Source organism: Achromobacter spanius, from assembly GCF_003994415.1.
In the GTDB taxonomy this organism is placed as follows: domain Bacteria; phylum Pseudomonadota; class Gammaproteobacteria; order Burkholderiales; family Burkholderiaceae_B; genus Achromobacter; species Achromobacter spanius_C.
Genome location: NZ_CP034689.1, coordinates 4134625 through 4151675, shown reverse-complemented (window position 1 = coordinate 4151675; position 17051 = coordinate 4134625). Strand labels below are relative to the sequence as shown.

The window sequence follows — 17051 nt, the reverse complement described above, 5'->3', positions numbered from 1 at the left end:
TCATCGTTTCGCGTGTTGGCGGTACGATGGGCGCTGTCCGCGTAAAGGCGGACAGGCCTTACGCATTCAGGAGGTTTCGTGGCCCGATCCAAAACAACAACGTCAGCCGAACCGCAAGCACCAGAGCCGGCCGACGCGCCCGGCTCCCATGTGCTGGAACGCGGCCATCGGGTGCGGCTGGCGGACCAGGTTTACGGGCAGATCTTTGAACAGATCGTGTCGGGCGGATTGAACGTGGGCGACAAGCTGCCGTCCGAGAACGAGATCTCGGAGCGCTTCGGGGTGTCGCGGCCGGTGGTGCGTGAAGCGCTGCTGCGCTTGCGGGCAGATGGCCTCATCACCGCGCATCAGGGCCTGGGCACCTTTGTCAGCCATCAACCCGCGCCGCGCCTGAAGACGTTCAACGACGTGCAAAACGTCAGTGCCTATCTGCGGGCGCAAGAGGTGCGCGTGGCATTGGAAGGCGATGCCGCGCGGCTGGCGGCACTGCGCCGCACCGACGAGCAGCTCAAGAAAATCACCGATGCGCACGCCGCCTTTGCCGACAGCCTGGCGCAGGGCCAGGTGTCGCCCGAAGCCGACCTGGCTTTTCATGCCAGCATCGCCGAGGCCAGCGGCAACGACTTTTATCTGGGCGTGCTGGAAAGCATCCACGAATCCATCAACGGTTTCATGCGGCTGACCTTGAGCCTGACGCGCACCGGTTCGCGCCAGCGCGCGCAGCGTGTGGTGGACGAACACGCCACCATCCTGGACGCCATCCGCGAACAGGACAGCGAGCGCGCCCGCGTGGCCATGCAGTTTCATCTGGGGCAGGCGCGCCACCGGCTGGTGGACCGCGACCGAGATTGATCGCTTGCCCGCCGGGGTGGGCCAGCCCCCCACAACATCAAACGGAGACAAACCAGTGCAAGGCAACGGAGCAACAGCCAGGGACGTGCCGGTGGAGCAGGTTCTTGAACAAATCTTGCAGGTGCTGCAAGCATGGGGCATGGAAGAAGATCTGGCGCACACCACGGCCAGCCTGATGGCGCAGACGGATTTGCTGGGCATTGATTCCCATGGCATTTCGATGCTGCCTTCGTACGAGGAAAAATGGCGCGCCGGCTCGTTGCGGCTGGACGCGCGTGCGAAGGTGGTGCGCGACGGCGGCGCCAGCGCGCTGATCGACGGCATGGGCGGGCTGGGTTATCCGGTGGCGGCGCAAGCCATGCACCTGGCCGTGGACAAGGCCTTGGAACACGGGGTGGGCGCGGTGTCGGTGTGCAACTCGCATCACTTTGGCGCGGCCGGGGTCTATGCGCGTATCGCCGTGCAGCGGGGCGTGGTGGGGCTGGTCACGAGCAGCGCCAACGGCATCATCATGGTGCCCACGCGCGGCGCGATGCCCATGCTGGGCACCAACCCCATCGCGTTCGGCGCACCGGCCGCGCACAACGAACCGTTTGTGCTGGACATGGCCACCACCACCGTCGCCGCGAACAAGGTCAAGGTGTATGACTTCCTGGGTAAACCGCTGCCGCCGGGCTGGGCGGTGGATGGGCAGGGCGGGGCCGTGACCGACGCGGATGCCGCGATGCAATTCATTTTCAAGCATCCCGAAGGCGGGCTGACGCCCTTGGGCGGCACGCCCGCCATGAGCAGCCACAAGGGCTACGGCCTGGCGATGATGGCGCAGATTCTTGGCGGCACGCTTAGCGGCAGCGCGTTCGCGGCGCGCCGCGCACCGACGCGCAAGCCGGGCGAACCCGACGACGTGGGCCATTTCTTCCTGGCCCTGAACCCCGATGCGTTCCGCGCGGCAGGCTCGTTCGAATCCGATATGGACGACATGATCGATTCGCTGCACGACACGCCGCCCGCCAACCCCGATGAGCCCGTGCTGGTGGCGGGTGAACCTGAAGCGGCCGAGCGCGCGCGGCGGTTGCGTGCCGGGATTCCCATTTCGGCTGCATTGGCCGAGCGCCTGCGCGGCATCTGCGAACGCGCGGGCACGCCCTATCTGCTGGACGATATCTGATCGCAAGCGCTTGGTTGCGCTGACTTTGTTTTGCCCGAATTGTTTTACCCATAACACCAGACCCGGTCACCGGGCTTACCTCCTAAAAAACCATACGGAAGAGACAACCATGCAACAACCCAAACCTTCGGCGCGCAGACGCCTTGCCATGCTGGCCGCGGCCACGATTGGCGCCGTGGCGCTGCTGCCCACGGCGGCGATGGCGCAGTCTGACGCCTGGCCAAGCAAGCCGATCAAGCTCGTCGTGCCGTTCCCGGCCGGCGGCAGCACCGACTCCGTGGGCCGCCTGTTGGCGGCCGAATTGTCCAAGGAGTTGGGCCAGAGCGTCGTCGTCGAAAACAAGGGTGGGGCCAACGGCAACATCGGGTCCGATGTGGTGGCCAAGGCCGAGCCGGACGGCTACACCTTGCTGCTGTCCGGGGTGGGCTCCAACGCCATCAGCTATGCCATCTACCAGAACATGCCGTATCGCAACAGCGACTTCGCGCATATCTCGCTACTGGCCACCGGCCCGAATGTGCTGGTCGCCAACATGGAGTTTCCCGGCAAGACCTTCGCCGATTTCATCAAACTGGCGCGCGAGAACCCGGGCAAGTACACGCACGCCAGCTCGGGCAGCGGCTCGTCAGGCCATCTGGCCATGGAAATGCTGAAGCAGGACGCCAAGATCGACCTGGTGCACGTGCCGTACAAGGGTGGCGCCGCCGCCATTACCGACATGATCGGCGGGCGCGTCTCGGTCATGTTTCTGAATCAGGACACGCTGCTGCCGCAGGTGACATCCGGCAAATTGCGCGCCTTGGCCGTGGCCAGCGCCAAACGCAACCCGGCCTATCCCGATACGCCCACGGTGGCGGAATCGGGCTATCCGGGCTTCTCGGCGGAATCCTGGTTTGGCTTGTCGGCGCCCGCCAAGACGCCGCCAGCCGTGATCCAGCGCCTGAACCAGGCCACGGTCAAGGCGCTGTCGGCGCCCGACATCCGGAAAAAACTGGAAAGCGTGGGCTTTGTCGTGGTGGGCGACGACCCGAAGTCGTTCTCGGCGTTCGTCGATAACGAGATCAGCAAGTGGGGCAAGGCGGCCAAGGCATCGGGCGCGCGCATGGATTGACGCGGGGCGGCCGGGCGTTGGCTCGGTTTGTGCTTTCCCGTTTTCGGATTTTTATCTTGCATAGACGAAGGTGGCAATGAACTCTCCCTTACCCAACCGCTTCCGGCAGCGCATCCTTGCCCGAGAAAGGCTCATCGGATTCTGGATGTGCATGTCCAGCCACATCACGGCCGAGCTGGTCGGGCTGGCGGACTTCGACTGGCTGCTTCTGGACGGCGAGCATTCGCCCAATGAAGTGCCCATGTTCCTGCAGCAGTTGCAGGCCTTGCAGGGCAGCGCCAGTGCGGCTGTGGGGCGGCCATCGTGGAATGATCCGGTGCAGATCAAGCGTCTGCTGGATATCGGCTTCTACAACTTGCTGATTCCGTTCATCGAGTCCGAAGCGGACGCGCGCCTGGCCGTGGCCGCCACCCGCTATCCGCCGCAGGGCATACGCGGCGTGGCGGGCGCACAGCGCAGCAACCGCTATGGCACGGTGCCGGACTACCTGCAAACCATCAACGACAACATCTGCGTGTTGCTGCAAATCGAAAGCCGCGCGGGCATCGAAGCCGTGGACGAGATTGCCTCCGTGGAAGGGGTGGATGGCGTCTTCATCGGCCCGTCGGACCTGGCGGCCGCGCTGGGCCATATCGGCAACCCCGGCCACCCGGAAGTGCAAGAAACCATCCGCCATCTGCATCAGCGCGTGACGGCCCAGGGCAAGGCCGTAGGGATTCTTGCGCCCGTGCATGCGGATGCGCGCCGCTATCTGGACATGGGCATGCACTTTGTTGCCGTGGGTACGGACCTGGGCGTGTTCAAGCAGGCCACGTTCGCCTTGCGCGACGCTTTTCCGACTTGATTGCGTCGCGTCTGATGCAACACGCCCCGCGATTAAGGCGGGGCGTGTGGTTCAGGCTTTTTCGTTCAGACTGATCTGCTTAGTCTTCCAGCGCCAGCAATTCGCTGACGGTCTGGCGGCGGCGGATCAGGCGCGCTTCGCCGTTATCCAGCAAGACCTCGGGCGCCAGCGGCCGGCTGTTGTAGTTCGATGACATCGACGAACCATACGCGCCCGCGTTGTGCATGACCATGAAGTCGCCAATGCGCGGCTGCGGCAACAACTGATCGGTCATCACGCCGCCTTCCTCCTGCGTGAACACGTCGCCCGATTCGCACAGCGGTCCGGCAACGGCGATGCGCGTTTGCGCCACTCCCTGCGGATCCGACCCGTCGCGCGCGTGTACCGAGATGCGATGAAAGCTGCCGTACATGGCCGGGCGCATCAAATCGTTGAAGCCCGCGTCCACCAGCGCAAAGTCGCGCTCGGGGCGGTGGTTGATGGCATGCACTTCGGTGACCAGCACGCCAGCTTCGGCCACCAGGAAGCGGCCCGGTTCGATCTCCAGCCGGACGTCGTGCCCCAGGAACTGTTCAATGCGCTTGCGGGCCGAATCCCACTGTTCAAAGTAGTGGTCGCAGTCGATACGGGGTTCGCCATCGCGATAAGGAATCGACAGGCCGCCGCCAGCCGAGATGGCGTCGATGTCATGGTCCAGCGAACGCACTACGTCCACCATGGCGTCGCAGACGCTGGAGAGGTGGCCGTAGTCCACGCCCGAGCCGATGTGCATGTGGATGCCGACCAGCTTCAGCCCGTGGCGGCGCACGATGGCCACGGCTTGCGCCACGTCGTCGATCCAGATGCCATGCTTGCTTTGGGGGCCACCGGTGTTGGTCTTGTTGCTGTGGCCATGGCCAAAGCCGGGGTTGATGCGCAACCACACGCGATGGCCGGGCGAGGCCTGGCCCACGCGGTCCAGCATGTCCAGCGAACCGGCGTTCACGGTGATGCCATGCTTGAGCACGGTGGCCAAGGTGGCGTGGTCGATCAGGTCGGCCGTGAAGACCATGCCTTCAGGCTCGCCCTTGGGGTCGAAGCCGGCGGCCAGGCTGCGTTCGATTTCCCCCAACGATACGGCGTCGACCACCGCGCCTTCCTCGCGCATCAGACGCAGGATGTGCAGATTCGAGCACGCCTTCTGCGCATAGCGGATGGTGTCGAAGCGGCGCAGTTGCGCGATGCGTTCGCGGATGACGGCGGCGTCGTACACCCACAAAGGCGTGCCGTGCTGCGTGGCGAGTTGGGTGAGTTGGCGCGGATCGAATGCCATGACGGGCGGACCTTGAATGGATGAGTTGAAACCAGGCAGCATGATGCCGGTTTCACGGCATCCAGTAAAATGCTTATATGTTGAACATCCATTCATTCTTGATATGAGGTGCGCATGCTGACGCATCGGCAAATTGAAGTGTTCCGGGCGGTGATGATTGCCGGCGGCGTCACGCGGGCCGCTGAGCTGCTCAGTACCTCGCAACCCACGGTCAGCCGTGAACTGGCGCGCATGGAGCAGGGCATCGGGTTTGCGCTGTTCGAGCGCGTGCATGGCCGGCTGCGGCCCACCATGCCTGCCCTGGCGCTCTATGACGAGATCCGACAGTCCTATGCGGGTCTTGAACGCGTGGCGTCGGCCGCCGCGCGCCTGCGCGAGTTCCGGGGCGGGCAGTTGTCGGTGATCGCCTTGCCCGCTTTTTCGCATTCCATCCTGCCCGACGCATTTCGGCGCTTTCATGGCGAGCATCCAGGGGTAAGCCTGTCGGTGGAGACGCAGGAATCACCGTTTCTGGAAGAGTGGCTGACTGCCCAACGCTACGATCTGGGCTTGACCGAGCGCGAGGCCGCTCCGGCGGGCACGCGGGTGCGGCTACTGCTGCAGGTGGATGAGGTGTGTGTGCTGCCGGACGGGCATCCGCTGATGGCGCGCTCGGAAATAGATCTGGCTGATTTCGAGGGGCACGCTTTTGTCAGCCTGTCGGCCAGCGACCCGTATCGGATACAGATCGACGAAGCTTTTGCGGAAGCGGGGGTATTGCGGCGGTCCATCGTGGAAACGCCGACCGCGGTGTCGGTCTGCTCGTTCGTGCGGCTAGGGCTGGGCCTGGCGATCGTGAACCCGCTGACGGCATTGGATTTCGTGGGCCGCGGCTTGCACATTCGACCGTTGCGCCGATCATTGCCCTTTCGCGTCAATGCGGTCTTTCCGGAGCATCGGCCTGCCAATCCACTGGTGGATGGGTTCATGGCGTCCTTATCGGATGCCGCTTGCGCCATCAAGGCCAGACTGGCGGATATGCATGCCGGTTCGCGCTAGGCAAAAATCAGGCAAAAATCAGGCAAAACAAAAAAGGATGCCCAAGGGCATCCTTCTTCATTTGCCGTATTCATGACGCCCCAAAAAGCGGGGCGGCAGAATCTTAGGCCAGCGCCTTGATGGCGGCAGCCAGGCGGCTCTTGTGGCGAGCAGCCTTGTTCTTGTGGATGATGTTCTTGTCAGCCACGCGATCGATCACGCTCGAGGCCTTCTGGAACACGTCGCCAGCCGCAGCTTTGTCGCCAGCGGCGATAGATTGGCGAACGCGCTTGATGGCGGTGCGCAGCATCGAGCGCAGGCTGGAATTGTGCTTGTTGCGCTCAACGGATTGGCGAGCGCGCTTGCGGGCTTGGGCGGTATTGGCCATGTTGCTATATAAGTTGAATTCGGCAAAGTCCAACATTTTAGCAAGTCCCCGTGGGATTGCAAGCTTTTAATGTCAGATCTGTCGATGGAGCGCCCGTCAACCGGGCGGGGGGCGCTGGGGCAGAAAAGTCCCTGGGCTAAAGAGTCCTAGCTGGAGAACCCTTTCGGATAATTCCCTGCTAAGCCTGAACCACAGCCTTGAGGAAAACCCGCGGCGCCTACTGGATAAAAATACGGTACCGAGTATACAACGAAGCGAGCGCCAGGCACAGATGCGCAGCGCAGCGTTGTCAGGTCGCGACGTTGATGGATACGAACCAGGGGGTTAAACGCCGCACGTGAATGGGCATCATCTGTTGGAGCGCGTCGAGGGCGGCATTGGTGTCGTCCAGCGGAAAATGCCCCGATACCGGCAGGCCACCGGCCGCCATGGACACGCGCAGCGTGCCCGTGCGGTACGGGCGCAACGCGGCGATCACTTCCGCCAGCGGGCGGCCACGGGCATCGACCCAGCCGGATTCCCAGGCCGCTTCGGCCATCAGTTCGGCGCGCGGGGTGTCCATTCGGGACACATCGAATCGGGCGCCGGTGCCGGCACGGACGGTGCCATGGGCGCCGGCCATGGTTTCGACCTCGACCTCGTGTTCATGCACCACCACCACCGTACGCTGAGCCTGCTGGCGCACCATGTAGCGGGTGCCCAGCGCACGAACGGTGCCTTCGGCGGTCTGCACCAGGAAGGGGCGGCGCGCGTCCGGGGCGACGGCCACGGTCACGGCGCCGTCCAGCAACCGGACTTGGCGGTAAGCGGGGGTGAAGTCCAGGTCGACCCGGCTGCGGGCGTCCAGCAGCAGTTGGCTGCCGTCCGACAGCAGATAGCGGCGGCGTTCGCCAGTGGCCGTGGCTGCATCCGCGGTTATGTTGTTGAGCGGGTAGAAGGCATTGCCAACGTAGGCCGCGCAGGCGCCGGTACTGGCGAGCGCCAACGCGCCGGTCAGAAAACGGCGGCGGGGCGGCGCGATGGCCGGGGGCGGAGGGATCAGCGACGGCGCGGTGGGCGCGGCTCCGGTGGTGTAACCCGCTGCCGGGTACGCGTCACCAAGGCGTCCGAACGTGGACCCTGCGAGCGTGCCGGTCAGTTGCTGCCAGGCATTCTCGTGGAGGGGGTCAGCCGCGCGCCACGCCAGGAAGTCGTTGTAGTCCTGCGCGGTTGCCTTGCCTGAGCGCAGCAAGAGCAACCAATTGATCACCTGGTCCGCCATGGGTTGTCCTTGGGCGTACTTCACTTCATCTTCCCGCCCGCAAATCGCGGGAATCCTTTCGATGGCAATTTGTAAATAATAAAGGTTTTTTACCAAAGATTACCGGCGACTTGTCAATTCTTGATGAATCTAATGCAAAAAGCCGGCGGAAAGCCGGCTTTTTGGTGGGAATGTCGCCCGCACGGTTGAAATCAGGCTTTTGGACGACGTCCGAAGTCTTTAAGCCGGAACCCAAAGAGTAACAACATTCCGAAGTAGACCGCGCCGCTTGCGGCCAGCACCCCGCCCAACCAGGCGGCACGCAAGCCTGGATTGGCCTGCAAGCCAATCCAGTCGATCTTGCCATCGGCATACCAGAGCAGGGCAGCCAGCGCCGCCAAGGCCGGCAGCAGGCGCAGGGCAAAGACCGTCCAGCCGGGGCCGGGGTGATAGACGCCGCGGCGGCGCAGGCCGATCAGCAAGGCCAGCGCATTCAGGCAGGCGCCCAGCCCAATCGCCAGCGCCAAGCCAGCATGGGCCATGACCGGCACCAGCATCAAGTTCATCAACTGCGTCAAAATCAGCACGCCGATGGCGATTTTGACCGGGGTGCGGATGTCTTGCTTGGCGTAGAAGCCAGGGGCCAGAATCTTCACCGCCAGCAGACCGATCAAGCCGGCCGAGTAGGAAATCACGGCCAGCCGGGTTTGCAGCACGTCTTGCGCGCCGAACGCGCCGTAATGGAACAGGGTGGCGACCAAGCCATCCGACAGCAGCGCCATGCCCACCGCGGCAGGCAGGCCCAGCAACAGCACCAGGCGCAGGCCCCAGTCCAGCAGAGCGCTGTAGCCGCCCTGGTCGTCGCGGGCGTGGGCGGCCGACAGGCTGGGCAACAGCACAGTGCCCAGCGCGACGCCCAGCAGGGCGGTGGGAAATTCCATCAGCCGGTCGGCGAAAGACAGCCAGGTCACGCTGCCCGGCGTCAGCCACGTGGCGATGTTGGTATTGATCAGCAAGGAAATCTGCGCCACCGATACGCCCAGCGTGGCGGGCGCCATCTGCTTGAGGATGCGCTGCACCGTGGCGTCACCCCAGGCTTGGCGAAAGCGCAGCGAAAAGCGCGGCGTCAGGCCCAGTCGCGCCAAGGCGGTCCACTGTACGGCCAGTTGCGCCACGCCGCCGATCATCACGCCGATAGCCAGCGCATAGACAGGGACGTCCATGCGTGGGGCCAGCCAGATGCAGGCGGCGATCATCGACAGGTTGAGCAGCACCGGGGTAAAGGCCGGCACGGCGAAACGGCGCCAGGTGTTGAGCACACCCGAGGCGAAGGCGATCAGGGACATGCAGAAGATGTAGGGAAACATCATCCGCGTCATCCAGACGGCAGCGCCGAATTCGGTATCGCGGGCCGCCCCGCGCAGGCCGCTGGCCATGGCCGATACCACCCAGGGCGCGGCCACGATACCGATCAAGGTAATCAGCATCAAGGCGGCGGTCAGCAGCAGCGCCACGCGATCCAGCAGGACACGAACCTCTTCTTCCGACCGCTGATTGCGCGCGGCGCCCAGGATGGGCACGAACGCCTGGGCGAACGCGCCTTCGGCGAACAGGCGCCGCAGCAGGTTGGGGATGCGGAATGCGACCCAAAAGGCGTCAGTGATGGGGCCGGCGCCAAACGCGCGGGCGACAAGGATGTCGCGGATCAGGCCGGAAATGCGGGACAGCAGGGTAAAGCTGCTGACGGTGGCCGCCGAACGAAACAGGCTCATGGATGGGTACTACGTAAAAAAGTGCGGGCCGGCCCGAAACGACTGCGTGAAACGTGAAGTCTGTCAGATAAAAAGGCGGCCCACTTTGTGGGCCGGCCTTTGTACTACATCACTTCGGCGGCATGCGGATGGCGCCGTCCAGGCGGATCGTTTCGCCGTTCAGCATATCGTTGGTGACGATGCTGTAGACCAGCTTGGCATAGTCTTCCGGGCGGCCCAGGCGGGCGGGGAAGGGGATGCTGGCGGCCAGGGAATCCTGCACTTCCTGCGGCATGCCGAAGATCATCGGCGTGCCGAAAATGCCCGGGGCGATGGTCATGCAGCGGATGCCGGTCTTGGCCAGGTCGCGGGCGATCGGCAGGGTCATGCCGGCCACGCCGGCCTTCGACGCGGCGTAGGCCGCCTGGCCGATCTGGCCGTCGAATGCCGCAACCGAGGCGGTGTTGATCATGACGCCGCGCTCGCCGGTGGGCTCGGGCGTGTTGGCGCTCATGGCTTCGGCCGCCAGGCGCATCATGTTGAAGCTGCCGATCAGGTTGATCGACACGACCTTCTGGAACAAGTCCAGCGGATGCGCGCCGTTCTTGCCCACGATTTTCGCGGCGGGCGCCACGCCCGCGCAGTTCACCAGGCCAAACAGGGCGCCCAGCTCTTGCGCGGCGGCCACGGCGCTCTTGCCGTCGGCTTCCTGGGTGACGTCGCAATGCACGTAGCGCTGGCCCAATTCCTTGGCCAGGGCCTGGCCGGGTTCGTCCTGCACGTCGGCAATGACGACCTTGGCGCCGTTTTCCACCAGCATGCGCACGGTGCCCGCACCCAATCCGGAAGCGCCACCCGTAACGATGAATACCTTGTTCGCGATTTCCATGTCTCTACCACCAGTTCAATTCAAAGGGGATGAAAGCGGCGCGGCAGGCGCCGAATGCGACAAGGCCTTCGGGCCGATGCCGGAGCGCATTGCGTCCAGCCGGCGCCGAAGGCCTTTGGGCCAACCAAGCGCCAATCAGCTCTTGACGGCTTCGAACAGGCGCGACTTGATTTCGTCGACGGCGCCCACGCCCGAGATCTTGCGGTACTTCGGCGCCTCGGCGGCGCTTTGCTGCGCCCAGGTCGAGTAGTAATCGACCAGCGGGCGGGTCTGTTCGCGATATACGGACAGGCGGTGGCGCACCGTTTCCTCGCGATCATCGTCGCGCTGGATCAGTTCTTCGCCAGTGACGTCGTCACGGCCTTCGACCTTGGGCGGGTTGAAACGCACGTGGTAGCTGCGGCCGCTGGGCTGGTGCACGCGGCGCCCGCTCATGCGTTCGATGATGTCTTCTTCGGGCACTTCAATTTCCACCACGTAGTCCAGCTTGACGCCGGCGCTCTTCAGCGCGTCGGCCTGCGGAATGGTGCGGGGGAAACCGTCGAACAGGTAGCCGCCGGCGCAGTCGGGCTGCTTCAGGCGGTCTTGGACCAGGCCGATGATGATCTCGTCGGAAACCAGACCGCCGGCATCCATGACCTTCTTGGCTTCAATACCCAAGGGCGTGCCTGCCTTCACCGCGGCTCGCAGCATGTCGCCGGTGGAGATTTGAGGAATGCCGAAGTGTTGGGTGAGAAACGCGGCCTGGGTGCCTTTGCCGGCGCCGGGGGGTCCGAGCAAGATGAGACGCATGAGTGCTCCTGATGGGGTTTATTTTTTGTGATCCGGGGAATTATGCCGCAACGCAGCAGCCAATGCGGGGCTGCGCCATGGGAATAACCCTTACATCTGTTTGCTGTAGAACTGCCGCACGCGTTCCAGATCAGCCGGGGTATCTACGCCAGCAGCAGGAGGGTTGAACGTGCGGTGTACGACGATTTGATGGCCATGTTCCATGGCGCGCAGTTGTTCCAAGGACTCGAATCGTTCCAGCATGCCTTGCGGCAGCATCGGGAAACGGCGCAGGAACGACACGCGGTAGGCGTAAAGACCAATGTGATGCCAGGCGGGCAGGCCGTCGGCCAGCACCCGTTCGCCCGAGGCGAGCGCGTCGCGCGCCCACGGAATGGGGGCGCGCGAGAAATACATGGCGCGGTCATCCGCGGCGCACACCAGCTTCACCACATTCGGGTTGAACAGCGCGTCGGCGTCGGCCAGCGGGCAGGCGCAGGTGGCGATATCGGCCTGGGGGTTCGCCAGCAGCTTGGCCGCGACGGCGTCAATGAGTTCGGGTTCGATCAGCGGTTCGTCGCCCTGCACGTTCACCACGATGGCGTCATCGGGCAGGCCCAGCTGTTCCACGGCTTCAGCCAGCCGGTCGGTGCCGGTGGGGTGGTCGCCGCGTGTCATCAGGGCCTTCAGGCCATGCGCCTGGGCGGCCGCCTGAACGCGGACGTCGTCGGTGGCAATGAACAATTGCGACGCGCCCGAGAGGGCGGCGCGGTCGGCGGTACGCACAACCATCGGCTTGCCGGCGATGTCGGCAAGCGGCTTGTCGGGCAGGCGGGTCGAGGCGGCGCGCGCCGGAATCAGGGCGATGAAACTCACGGTGCGGCGGTCAGGATGAGACGGTCTCGTCCAGCACGCGGGCATCCGATTCCAGCATGACGGGAATGCCGTCACGAATCGGGAAAGCCAGGCGGTCGGCACGGCAAACCAGTTCAGCTTGCTGGCGGTCGTGTTCAAGGCGGCCCTTGCACAAGGGGCAGACGAGGATGTCGAGAAGGCGGGATTCCATGACCGCGATTCTAAAACAGTTTGGGTGGCCCCAGACTTGCTTGCCCTGGGAGAACTCCGATTTTCTCGATGCCGGAAACGCGCACACATGCGCTTTGTTAATTAATGTCATGAATTGAATCATGCGTTTCAAAATATGGGACGCATCAGCGCTATCATCCGCCGCGTTCTATGCGGAGGAAGGTCGCGAGATGGATTCCAATACCCTCAAGCTGGGTTTGATGCTGATCATTCTGGTTTGGTCGTTGATCAGCTGGATTACGTACATGATGCGGCGCAGCGATAACAAAGGCGCGCTGCGCGAGCTCAAGCACGAGGGGCAGGCGCTACGGGCCATGACGGCCGAAGAGGCCGCCTTGGTGCAGCCCTTCCTGGTGTACCCCGCGAACCCCAAGAAGACGGCCACGCTGGTCAATGACCGCGTGTTCCCGCTAAAAGGCGCGTTCGTACGACACGGCCTTGAAACCGGCCAGGGCGGCTCGACCATGCATGACACGCTGGGCGGCGTTGACGTGGTGTTGCCGTACGACGCCCGCAATTATCTGCGCGAGGACAACGTTGCCGAAGTCGTCATGACCGAAAAATTCGCCGTCGTCGTGGCCTTGAACGGGGAGTTCGACATCGCCAGCGGCCGCGAACGCGATCAGCGCCGCCAAAAACAAGACCAACAATGGTCCAGCGGCAAGCTTGGGGCATTGCAGGACGTGGTGCCGCCAGAGTCCGACGCCGTTTTGTCTGGCCAGCAGTCTGAACCGCCCGGCGGACCGGGTGACCCCAGTCTGGCTGACGCGGTACGGGTGGAAATTCTGAGCCAGCGCGACGAAACGCCTGCGGAAATCGCCGAGCGTCAGCACCCCGGCATTGCCTTCTGGGTGTCGGTGGTGTGGTTGCTGGCCTTCATCTGCCTGGCCGTGACTGGGGCCGGTGGCGGCGTGGGATTTGCCGGCGCGGCAAGCGTGCTGGCGGTGCTGGCCTTGTGGCTGACATGGCGCCGCCGCGCGCCGGGTGAACCGCAGAAGGTCAACCGTGCGCGCGGTGAACTGAACGCCATCGTGCTGACCAACCCGGACAACACGCAGGCCGTGTCCACCCAGCTTTTCCTGGGCGACAAGCTGCCAATCAAACTGCCGGAACACTGGCGCAGCAACCTGGTGCTGCCGGACGACGGCCGCGTCGACGTGGACATGCGGGTGCAGGACTACTCCGTCGTGCGCCTGGGCGGCAGTCACTCGCTGGACGAAGAGCAGCGCCTGTTCCCGCGTGCCCATTGGGGGCGGCATGTAACGTTGACGTTGGTGGGGCTGCTGGCCGGCGCGGCGGTGTGGTTCATGGCCGACAACCTGAAAGCGGATGCGGCGTTGACCCAGGCGTGGCTCAGCGGCGCCCAGCCGCGCTCTTACGGCTCTGCCGCCGACCTGGCGAAAGATCTACCCGGCTTCGGTACGTTGGTGTCGTTGCAGGGCCGCGCACGTTGCGAGCTGGTTCGAACCGATGGCGTCGCCGTCGATGGCGGGGCGGGGTTCGATTGCAGCCGGCTGCGCTGGGGCGGAGACCAGCCCCAAGCTGCGTCGCTAGAGGTTGACGAGCCGCTATTGCATTTGTATTCCGGTGATTTTCTCAAGACCAAGCCGAACCCGATGATGGATATGCTGGTCCGGGGCCAGGTCCTGGGCCAGATGCGCAATAACCCGATGGGGATGTACAACTCGCGGTCGGTGTCGGTGGTGAGCGTGGTCGGGCTGAGCAAGACGGTGCTCGGTATCGAGACGGCCTGCGAGGCCGTGTCGGGCGAGGCGATCGCCGCTTGCGATCGGCTTAAGCGCGCGTTTGTCGATAGCGTTATGTTGGCCAGGGAAGAGCCGCGCGAATGGCTGGAATTGCTCAAGCTGGTGGAAGCGGGCGCCTTGACGGAGAAAGGCCGCGGCGACGAAGGCTTGATGTTGTCCCGTTCCGTTGACGAGGCTCGGCGGCTGGCCCGTGCCAGCGCCGAACCCGCCGTCCGGGCTGCGCTGAACCGCGCGTCGGACCTTGCGATGGGCACGCAGAAGGGCGGGGTGGTGCTGGATGTGTTGCCGGGCCCGTATGCCTCATTGCCCGAGCTCAAGCGGACCCGTGTGGCGGACGCCCTGGCCGAGTGGCGCCAGCAAGTGCGTATGTTCCTGCCCGAGGGCGCCATGGCGTTCAAGGTCGACGGCATGGTGCTGGACGTGGGCGCAGAGGCGTCTGACGCGCCGCGGATCATCGTGGATGCCACGCGCAGCCTGGATGACCCCTGGCCGTCCGCCGCCCGGATGGCATGGCTGCTGCTGGCCGCGCTGCTGGTCCTGGTGCATGCGCCGCTTGCCGTGATCCGCCAACGCGCCGCCGCATCGCGCGACAAGGCGCTGCGGGAGTACGCACAGCGCCGTGGCGCGGCCAAGCCCGCGTTCTTTTAAGCCTGGGCGGGCTGGCGCAATGCCTGCGCCAGCCAATCGAACAGCTGGGGATCCGAAAACGCTGCCTGCACCGGCACCTCCCACAGGCGCGCGTCGTGCAGCGCGGCGCACTTGATCGCGTCCTTGGAGGTGACCAGGATGGTGTCCGCCGTCATCGCCCGGAAAGGGGAATCGGCGTAGTCGTGGTGATCCGGCAAGGGCAGCGTCGCGTCCAGCGTGATGCCGGCCGCGCGCAGTGTGGTGAAGAAGCGTTCCGGGTTGCCAATGCCGGCCGCCGCCGCGATGCGCGCTTGCCCCCCGTACGCCGACAGCGGGCGCATCGCACCGCTTTCGATGTTGCGGGTGTCGCCAGGCTCCAGCCACATGCGCACCGGGCGCGGGTGGGCATTGCCCGTGTCGACCGGGCATCCGTTGGGCGTGCCGATGTTGGTGACCACCACATCCACCTCGCGCAAGCGGCTGGCGGGTTCGCGCAAGGGGCCGGCGGGCAGCAGCCGGCCGTTGCCCACGCCGCGTTCGTCCTGCACCACGATTTCGACATCGCGGGCCAGCGCCAGATGTTGCAGGCCGTCGTCCGAGACAATCACGTCCACCTCGGGGTGGGCTTGCAGCAAGGCCTGGGCCGCCAGCGCGCGCTTGGGGTGCACGGACACCGGGGCGTCCGTGGCGCGCGCGATCAATGCGGGTTCGTCGCCAAAGCGGGCGGGTTCCAGCGCGCCGACGCCCACCCTGGCGCGTGCGCCAATCTTCACGCCGTAGCCCCGGCTGACCACGCCGGGTGTGAATCCGCGTGCGCGCAGCCCTTGCACCGTGGCAATCACCACGGGCGTCTTGCCCGTACCGCCGACATAGATGTTGCCCACCACCACCACCGGTACCGGCGCGCGGTAGCTGCGTTTGACGCCACTCTGATAGGCGGCGCGCTTTCTGGTCACCGCCCACGCCGTCAACGCGGACAAAGGCAGCAGCAGGGCCGATAGCCAGCCGCCGTGCTGCCACTGGCGCGCCAGCAGCGAAGGGGACGAACGCGGGGTGCTCACCGTGAAGTCTGGGCGGCGAAGTTGACGCGGCCGATGCCGGCCATCCGGGCGGCTTCCATGACGTTGATCACGGATTGATGGGTGGCTTGGGCGTCGGCGTTGATGATGACAAGCGCATCGGGTTTGCCGGCCGCGGCCTGGCGCAGCGCGTCGGCGATTTCGGGCGGCGTGGAAACGTCGATCAGCGTGCCGTTCAACGCGTAGCGCCCATCCTGGCTGACAGCCACTTCCAGTGCGGGAGGCGTGTCTTGTTCCGACGAGGCCTCGGGCAGCGTCACCTGCAACTGCGTGAATCGCGTGAACGACGTGGTGGCGGCCAGGAAAATCAGGATGACCAGCAACACATCAATGAGCGGAATCAGGTTGATGTCCAGCTCGTCGCGGTCCCCCCGGGCACCACGGAAATTCATGAACGCCCCTCGCGCACGGCGGGTATCGGCGACAAGGTGCGGGCAAGCCGCGAGGCCGATTGCTCCATAAGGCTGAGGTAGTTGTCCACCCGGCTGCGCAGGTAGCGATGCGCGATCATGGCGGGAATGGCGATCAGGATGCCGAAGCCGGTGTTGTACAGCGCAATGGAGATGCCGCGCGCCAGTTGGGCGGGGTCGCCGCCGCCGGGCGTATATGAGCCGAAAATCTCGATCATGCCGACCACGGTACCGAATAGACCCATCAGCGGCGCCACGACGGCGATGGTGCCAATGGCGGGGATGTAGCGGCTGAGGTCGTGCGCGACAGCGCGTCCGGTGTCTTCAACCACACTGCGCAGCTCTTCGCGGGGCAGATGGCGATGCCGCATCACCTCGGCCAGCACGCGGCCAAGGGGGGAATTGCGTTCCAGGCGATTGATGGCTTCAGGGGTGTCTTGGCGGTTGCGCAGCATGTCCACCACCTGATCGTTCAGCCCTCGGGGCAGAATCAGGTTGCGGCGCAGGGAGAAAAAGCGCTCGAAGATCAGCGCCAGTCCCAGCACGGATGTCGCCAGCAGAGGCCAGATAGGCCAGCCGGCCTCGCGCAAAATGGAAAGCAAAGCGTTCAACTCCCGGGGGCCAGGGCAGCGAAGCGCTCGCGCCGTGGAATCAGATCAAGCCGAAACTGTAACGGGGCCAGGGCTTTGTGGCAAGGCGGGGAAGCCCCGGAATTATCCACAGAAGTTGTGGATAATTCT

At 64.7% G+C, this 17051-nt stretch carries 17 protein-coding genes; 6 read left to right on the top strand and 11 right to left on the bottom strand.

The features are described from left to right. The first annotated feature begins 150 nt into the window (after positions 1 to 150). From ELS24_RS18890 to garL, 4 genes are all read left to right on the top strand, one after another. Positions 151 to 852 carry a FadR/GntR family transcriptional regulator gene (locus tag ELS24_RS18890; protein ID WP_050445183.1) on the top strand — a complete coding sequence of 234 codons (702 nt, stop codon included), beginning with the start codon at positions 151 to 153 and terminating at the stop codon, positions 850 to 852. 139 nt (positions 853 to 991) lie between these two features. After that, complete coding sequence (locus ELS24_RS18885; RefSeq protein ID WP_230695251.1) at positions 992 to 2020, top strand: Ldh family oxidoreductase; 1029 nt, start codon at positions 992 to 994, stop codon at positions 2018 to 2020. A gap of 109 nt (positions 2021 to 2129) precedes the next feature. Next, on the top strand, positions 2130 to 3131 hold the full coding sequence (locus ELS24_RS18880; RefSeq protein ID WP_164741272.1) for a Bug family tripartite tricarboxylate transporter substrate binding protein: 1002 nt from the start codon (positions 2130 to 2132) through the stop codon (positions 3129 to 3131). A gap of 76 nt (positions 3132 to 3207) precedes the next feature. Further along, a complete protein-coding gene (garL, locus tag ELS24_RS18875; protein WP_127185020.1) occupies positions 3208 to 3975 on the top strand; it encodes a 2-dehydro-3-deoxyglucarate aldolase in 768 nt (255 codons plus the stop codon). A 79-nt stretch (positions 3976 to 4054) separates the two neighbouring features. On the opposite strand, the gene lysA is transcribed toward garL, so the two are convergent. Continuing rightward, entirely contained in the window at positions 4055 to 5287 is a 1233-nt protein-coding gene (gene lysA, locus ELS24_RS18870) for a diaminopimelate decarboxylase (protein WP_127185019.1), read from the bottom strand. Positions 5288 to 5401: 114 nt separating this feature from the next. On the opposite strand from lysA, the gene ELS24_RS18865 reads away from it, so the two are divergent. Next, positions 5402 to 6325 carry a LysR family transcriptional regulator gene (locus ELS24_RS18865; protein ID WP_050445188.1) on the top strand — a complete coding sequence of 308 codons (924 nt, stop codon included), beginning with the start codon at positions 5402 to 5404 and terminating at the stop codon, positions 6323 to 6325. A 103-nt stretch (positions 6326 to 6428) separates the two neighbouring features. Here ELS24_RS18865 and rpsT read toward each other — a convergent pair whose 3' ends face one another. The 7 genes from rpsT to ELS24_RS18830 all read right to left on the bottom strand — a co-directional run bounded on the left by rpsT (position 6429) and on the right by ELS24_RS18830 (position 12409). Continuing rightward, positions 6429 to 6692: a 30S ribosomal protein S20 gene (rpsT, locus tag ELS24_RS18860; RefSeq protein WP_025135824.1), complete on the bottom strand. Its 264-nt coding sequence runs from the start codon at positions 6690 to 6692 to the stop codon at positions 6429 to 6431. 289 nt (positions 6693 to 6981) lie between these two features. Beyond that, the gene (locus ELS24_RS18855; RefSeq protein WP_050445190.1) at positions 6982 to 7953 is read right to left on the bottom strand and encodes a FecR family protein; all 972 of its coding nucleotides are present in this window, start codon (positions 7951 to 7953) and stop codon (positions 6982 to 6984) included. Between the two features lie 191 nt (positions 7954 to 8144). Further along, positions 8145 to 9704, bottom strand: coding sequence for a murein biosynthesis integral membrane protein MurJ (murJ, locus tag ELS24_RS18850; protein WP_050445191.1), 1560 nt, complete (start codon positions 9702 to 9704; stop codon positions 8145 to 8147). Positions 9705 to 9813: 109 nt separating this feature from the next. Continuing rightward, a complete protein-coding gene (locus tag ELS24_RS18845; RefSeq protein ID WP_050445193.1) occupies positions 9814 to 10572 on the bottom strand; it encodes a 3-hydroxyacyl-CoA dehydrogenase in 759 nt (252 codons plus the stop codon). Between the two features lie 135 nt (positions 10573 to 10707). Further along, positions 10708 to 11364, bottom strand: a complete 657-nt coding sequence (gene adk, locus ELS24_RS18840; RefSeq protein ID WP_050445194.1) for an adenylate kinase — start codon at positions 11362 to 11364, stop codon at positions 10708 to 10710. Positions 11365 to 11454: 90 nt separating this feature from the next. Beyond that, positions 11455 to 12219: a 3-deoxy-manno-octulosonate cytidylyltransferase gene (gene kdsB, locus ELS24_RS18835; protein WP_050445195.1), complete on the bottom strand. Its 765-nt coding sequence runs from the start codon at positions 12217 to 12219 to the stop codon at positions 11455 to 11457. A gap of 10 nt (positions 12220 to 12229) precedes the next feature. Continuing rightward, a complete protein-coding gene (locus tag ELS24_RS18830) occupies positions 12230 to 12409 on the bottom strand; it encodes a Trm112 family protein (RefSeq protein ID WP_050445385.1) in 180 nt (59 codons plus the stop codon). Positions 12410 to 12599: 190 nt separating this feature from the next. Between ELS24_RS18830 and ELS24_RS18825 the strand changes: the two genes are divergently transcribed. Continuing rightward, on the top strand, positions 12600 to 14843 hold the full coding sequence (locus ELS24_RS18825; protein WP_127185018.1) for an IgaA/UmoB family intracellular growth attenuator: 2244 nt from the start codon (positions 12600 to 12602) through the stop codon (positions 14841 to 14843). On the opposite strand, the gene lpxK is transcribed toward ELS24_RS18825, so the two are convergent. Genes lpxK through ELS24_RS18810 form a run of 3 tightly spaced genes read right to left on the bottom strand, consistent with a single transcriptional unit; the run spans position 14840 to position 16913 of the window. Further along, positions 14840 to 15883 carry a tetraacyldisaccharide 4'-kinase gene (lpxK, locus tag ELS24_RS18820; RefSeq protein ID WP_127185017.1) on the bottom strand — a complete coding sequence of 348 codons (1044 nt, stop codon included), beginning with the start codon at positions 15881 to 15883 and terminating at the stop codon, positions 14840 to 14842. The two genes, ELS24_RS18825 and lpxK, sit on opposite strands and share 4 nt — an antisense overlap. Then, a complete protein-coding gene (locus tag ELS24_RS18815) occupies positions 15880 to 16293 on the bottom strand; it encodes an ExbD/TolR family protein (RefSeq protein WP_127185016.1) in 414 nt (137 codons plus the stop codon). The genes lpxK and ELS24_RS18815 overlap by 4 nt, the downstream gene beginning before the upstream one ends. Beyond that, positions 16290 to 16913 (bottom strand): MotA/TolQ/ExbB proton channel family protein, encoded by a 624-nt coding sequence (locus ELS24_RS18810; protein WP_127185015.1) that lies wholly within the window; start codon positions 16911 to 16913, stop codon positions 16290 to 16292. Before ELS24_RS18810 ends, ELS24_RS18815 begins: the two co-directional genes overlap by 4 nt. Positions 16914 to 17051 lie beyond the last annotated feature (138 nt).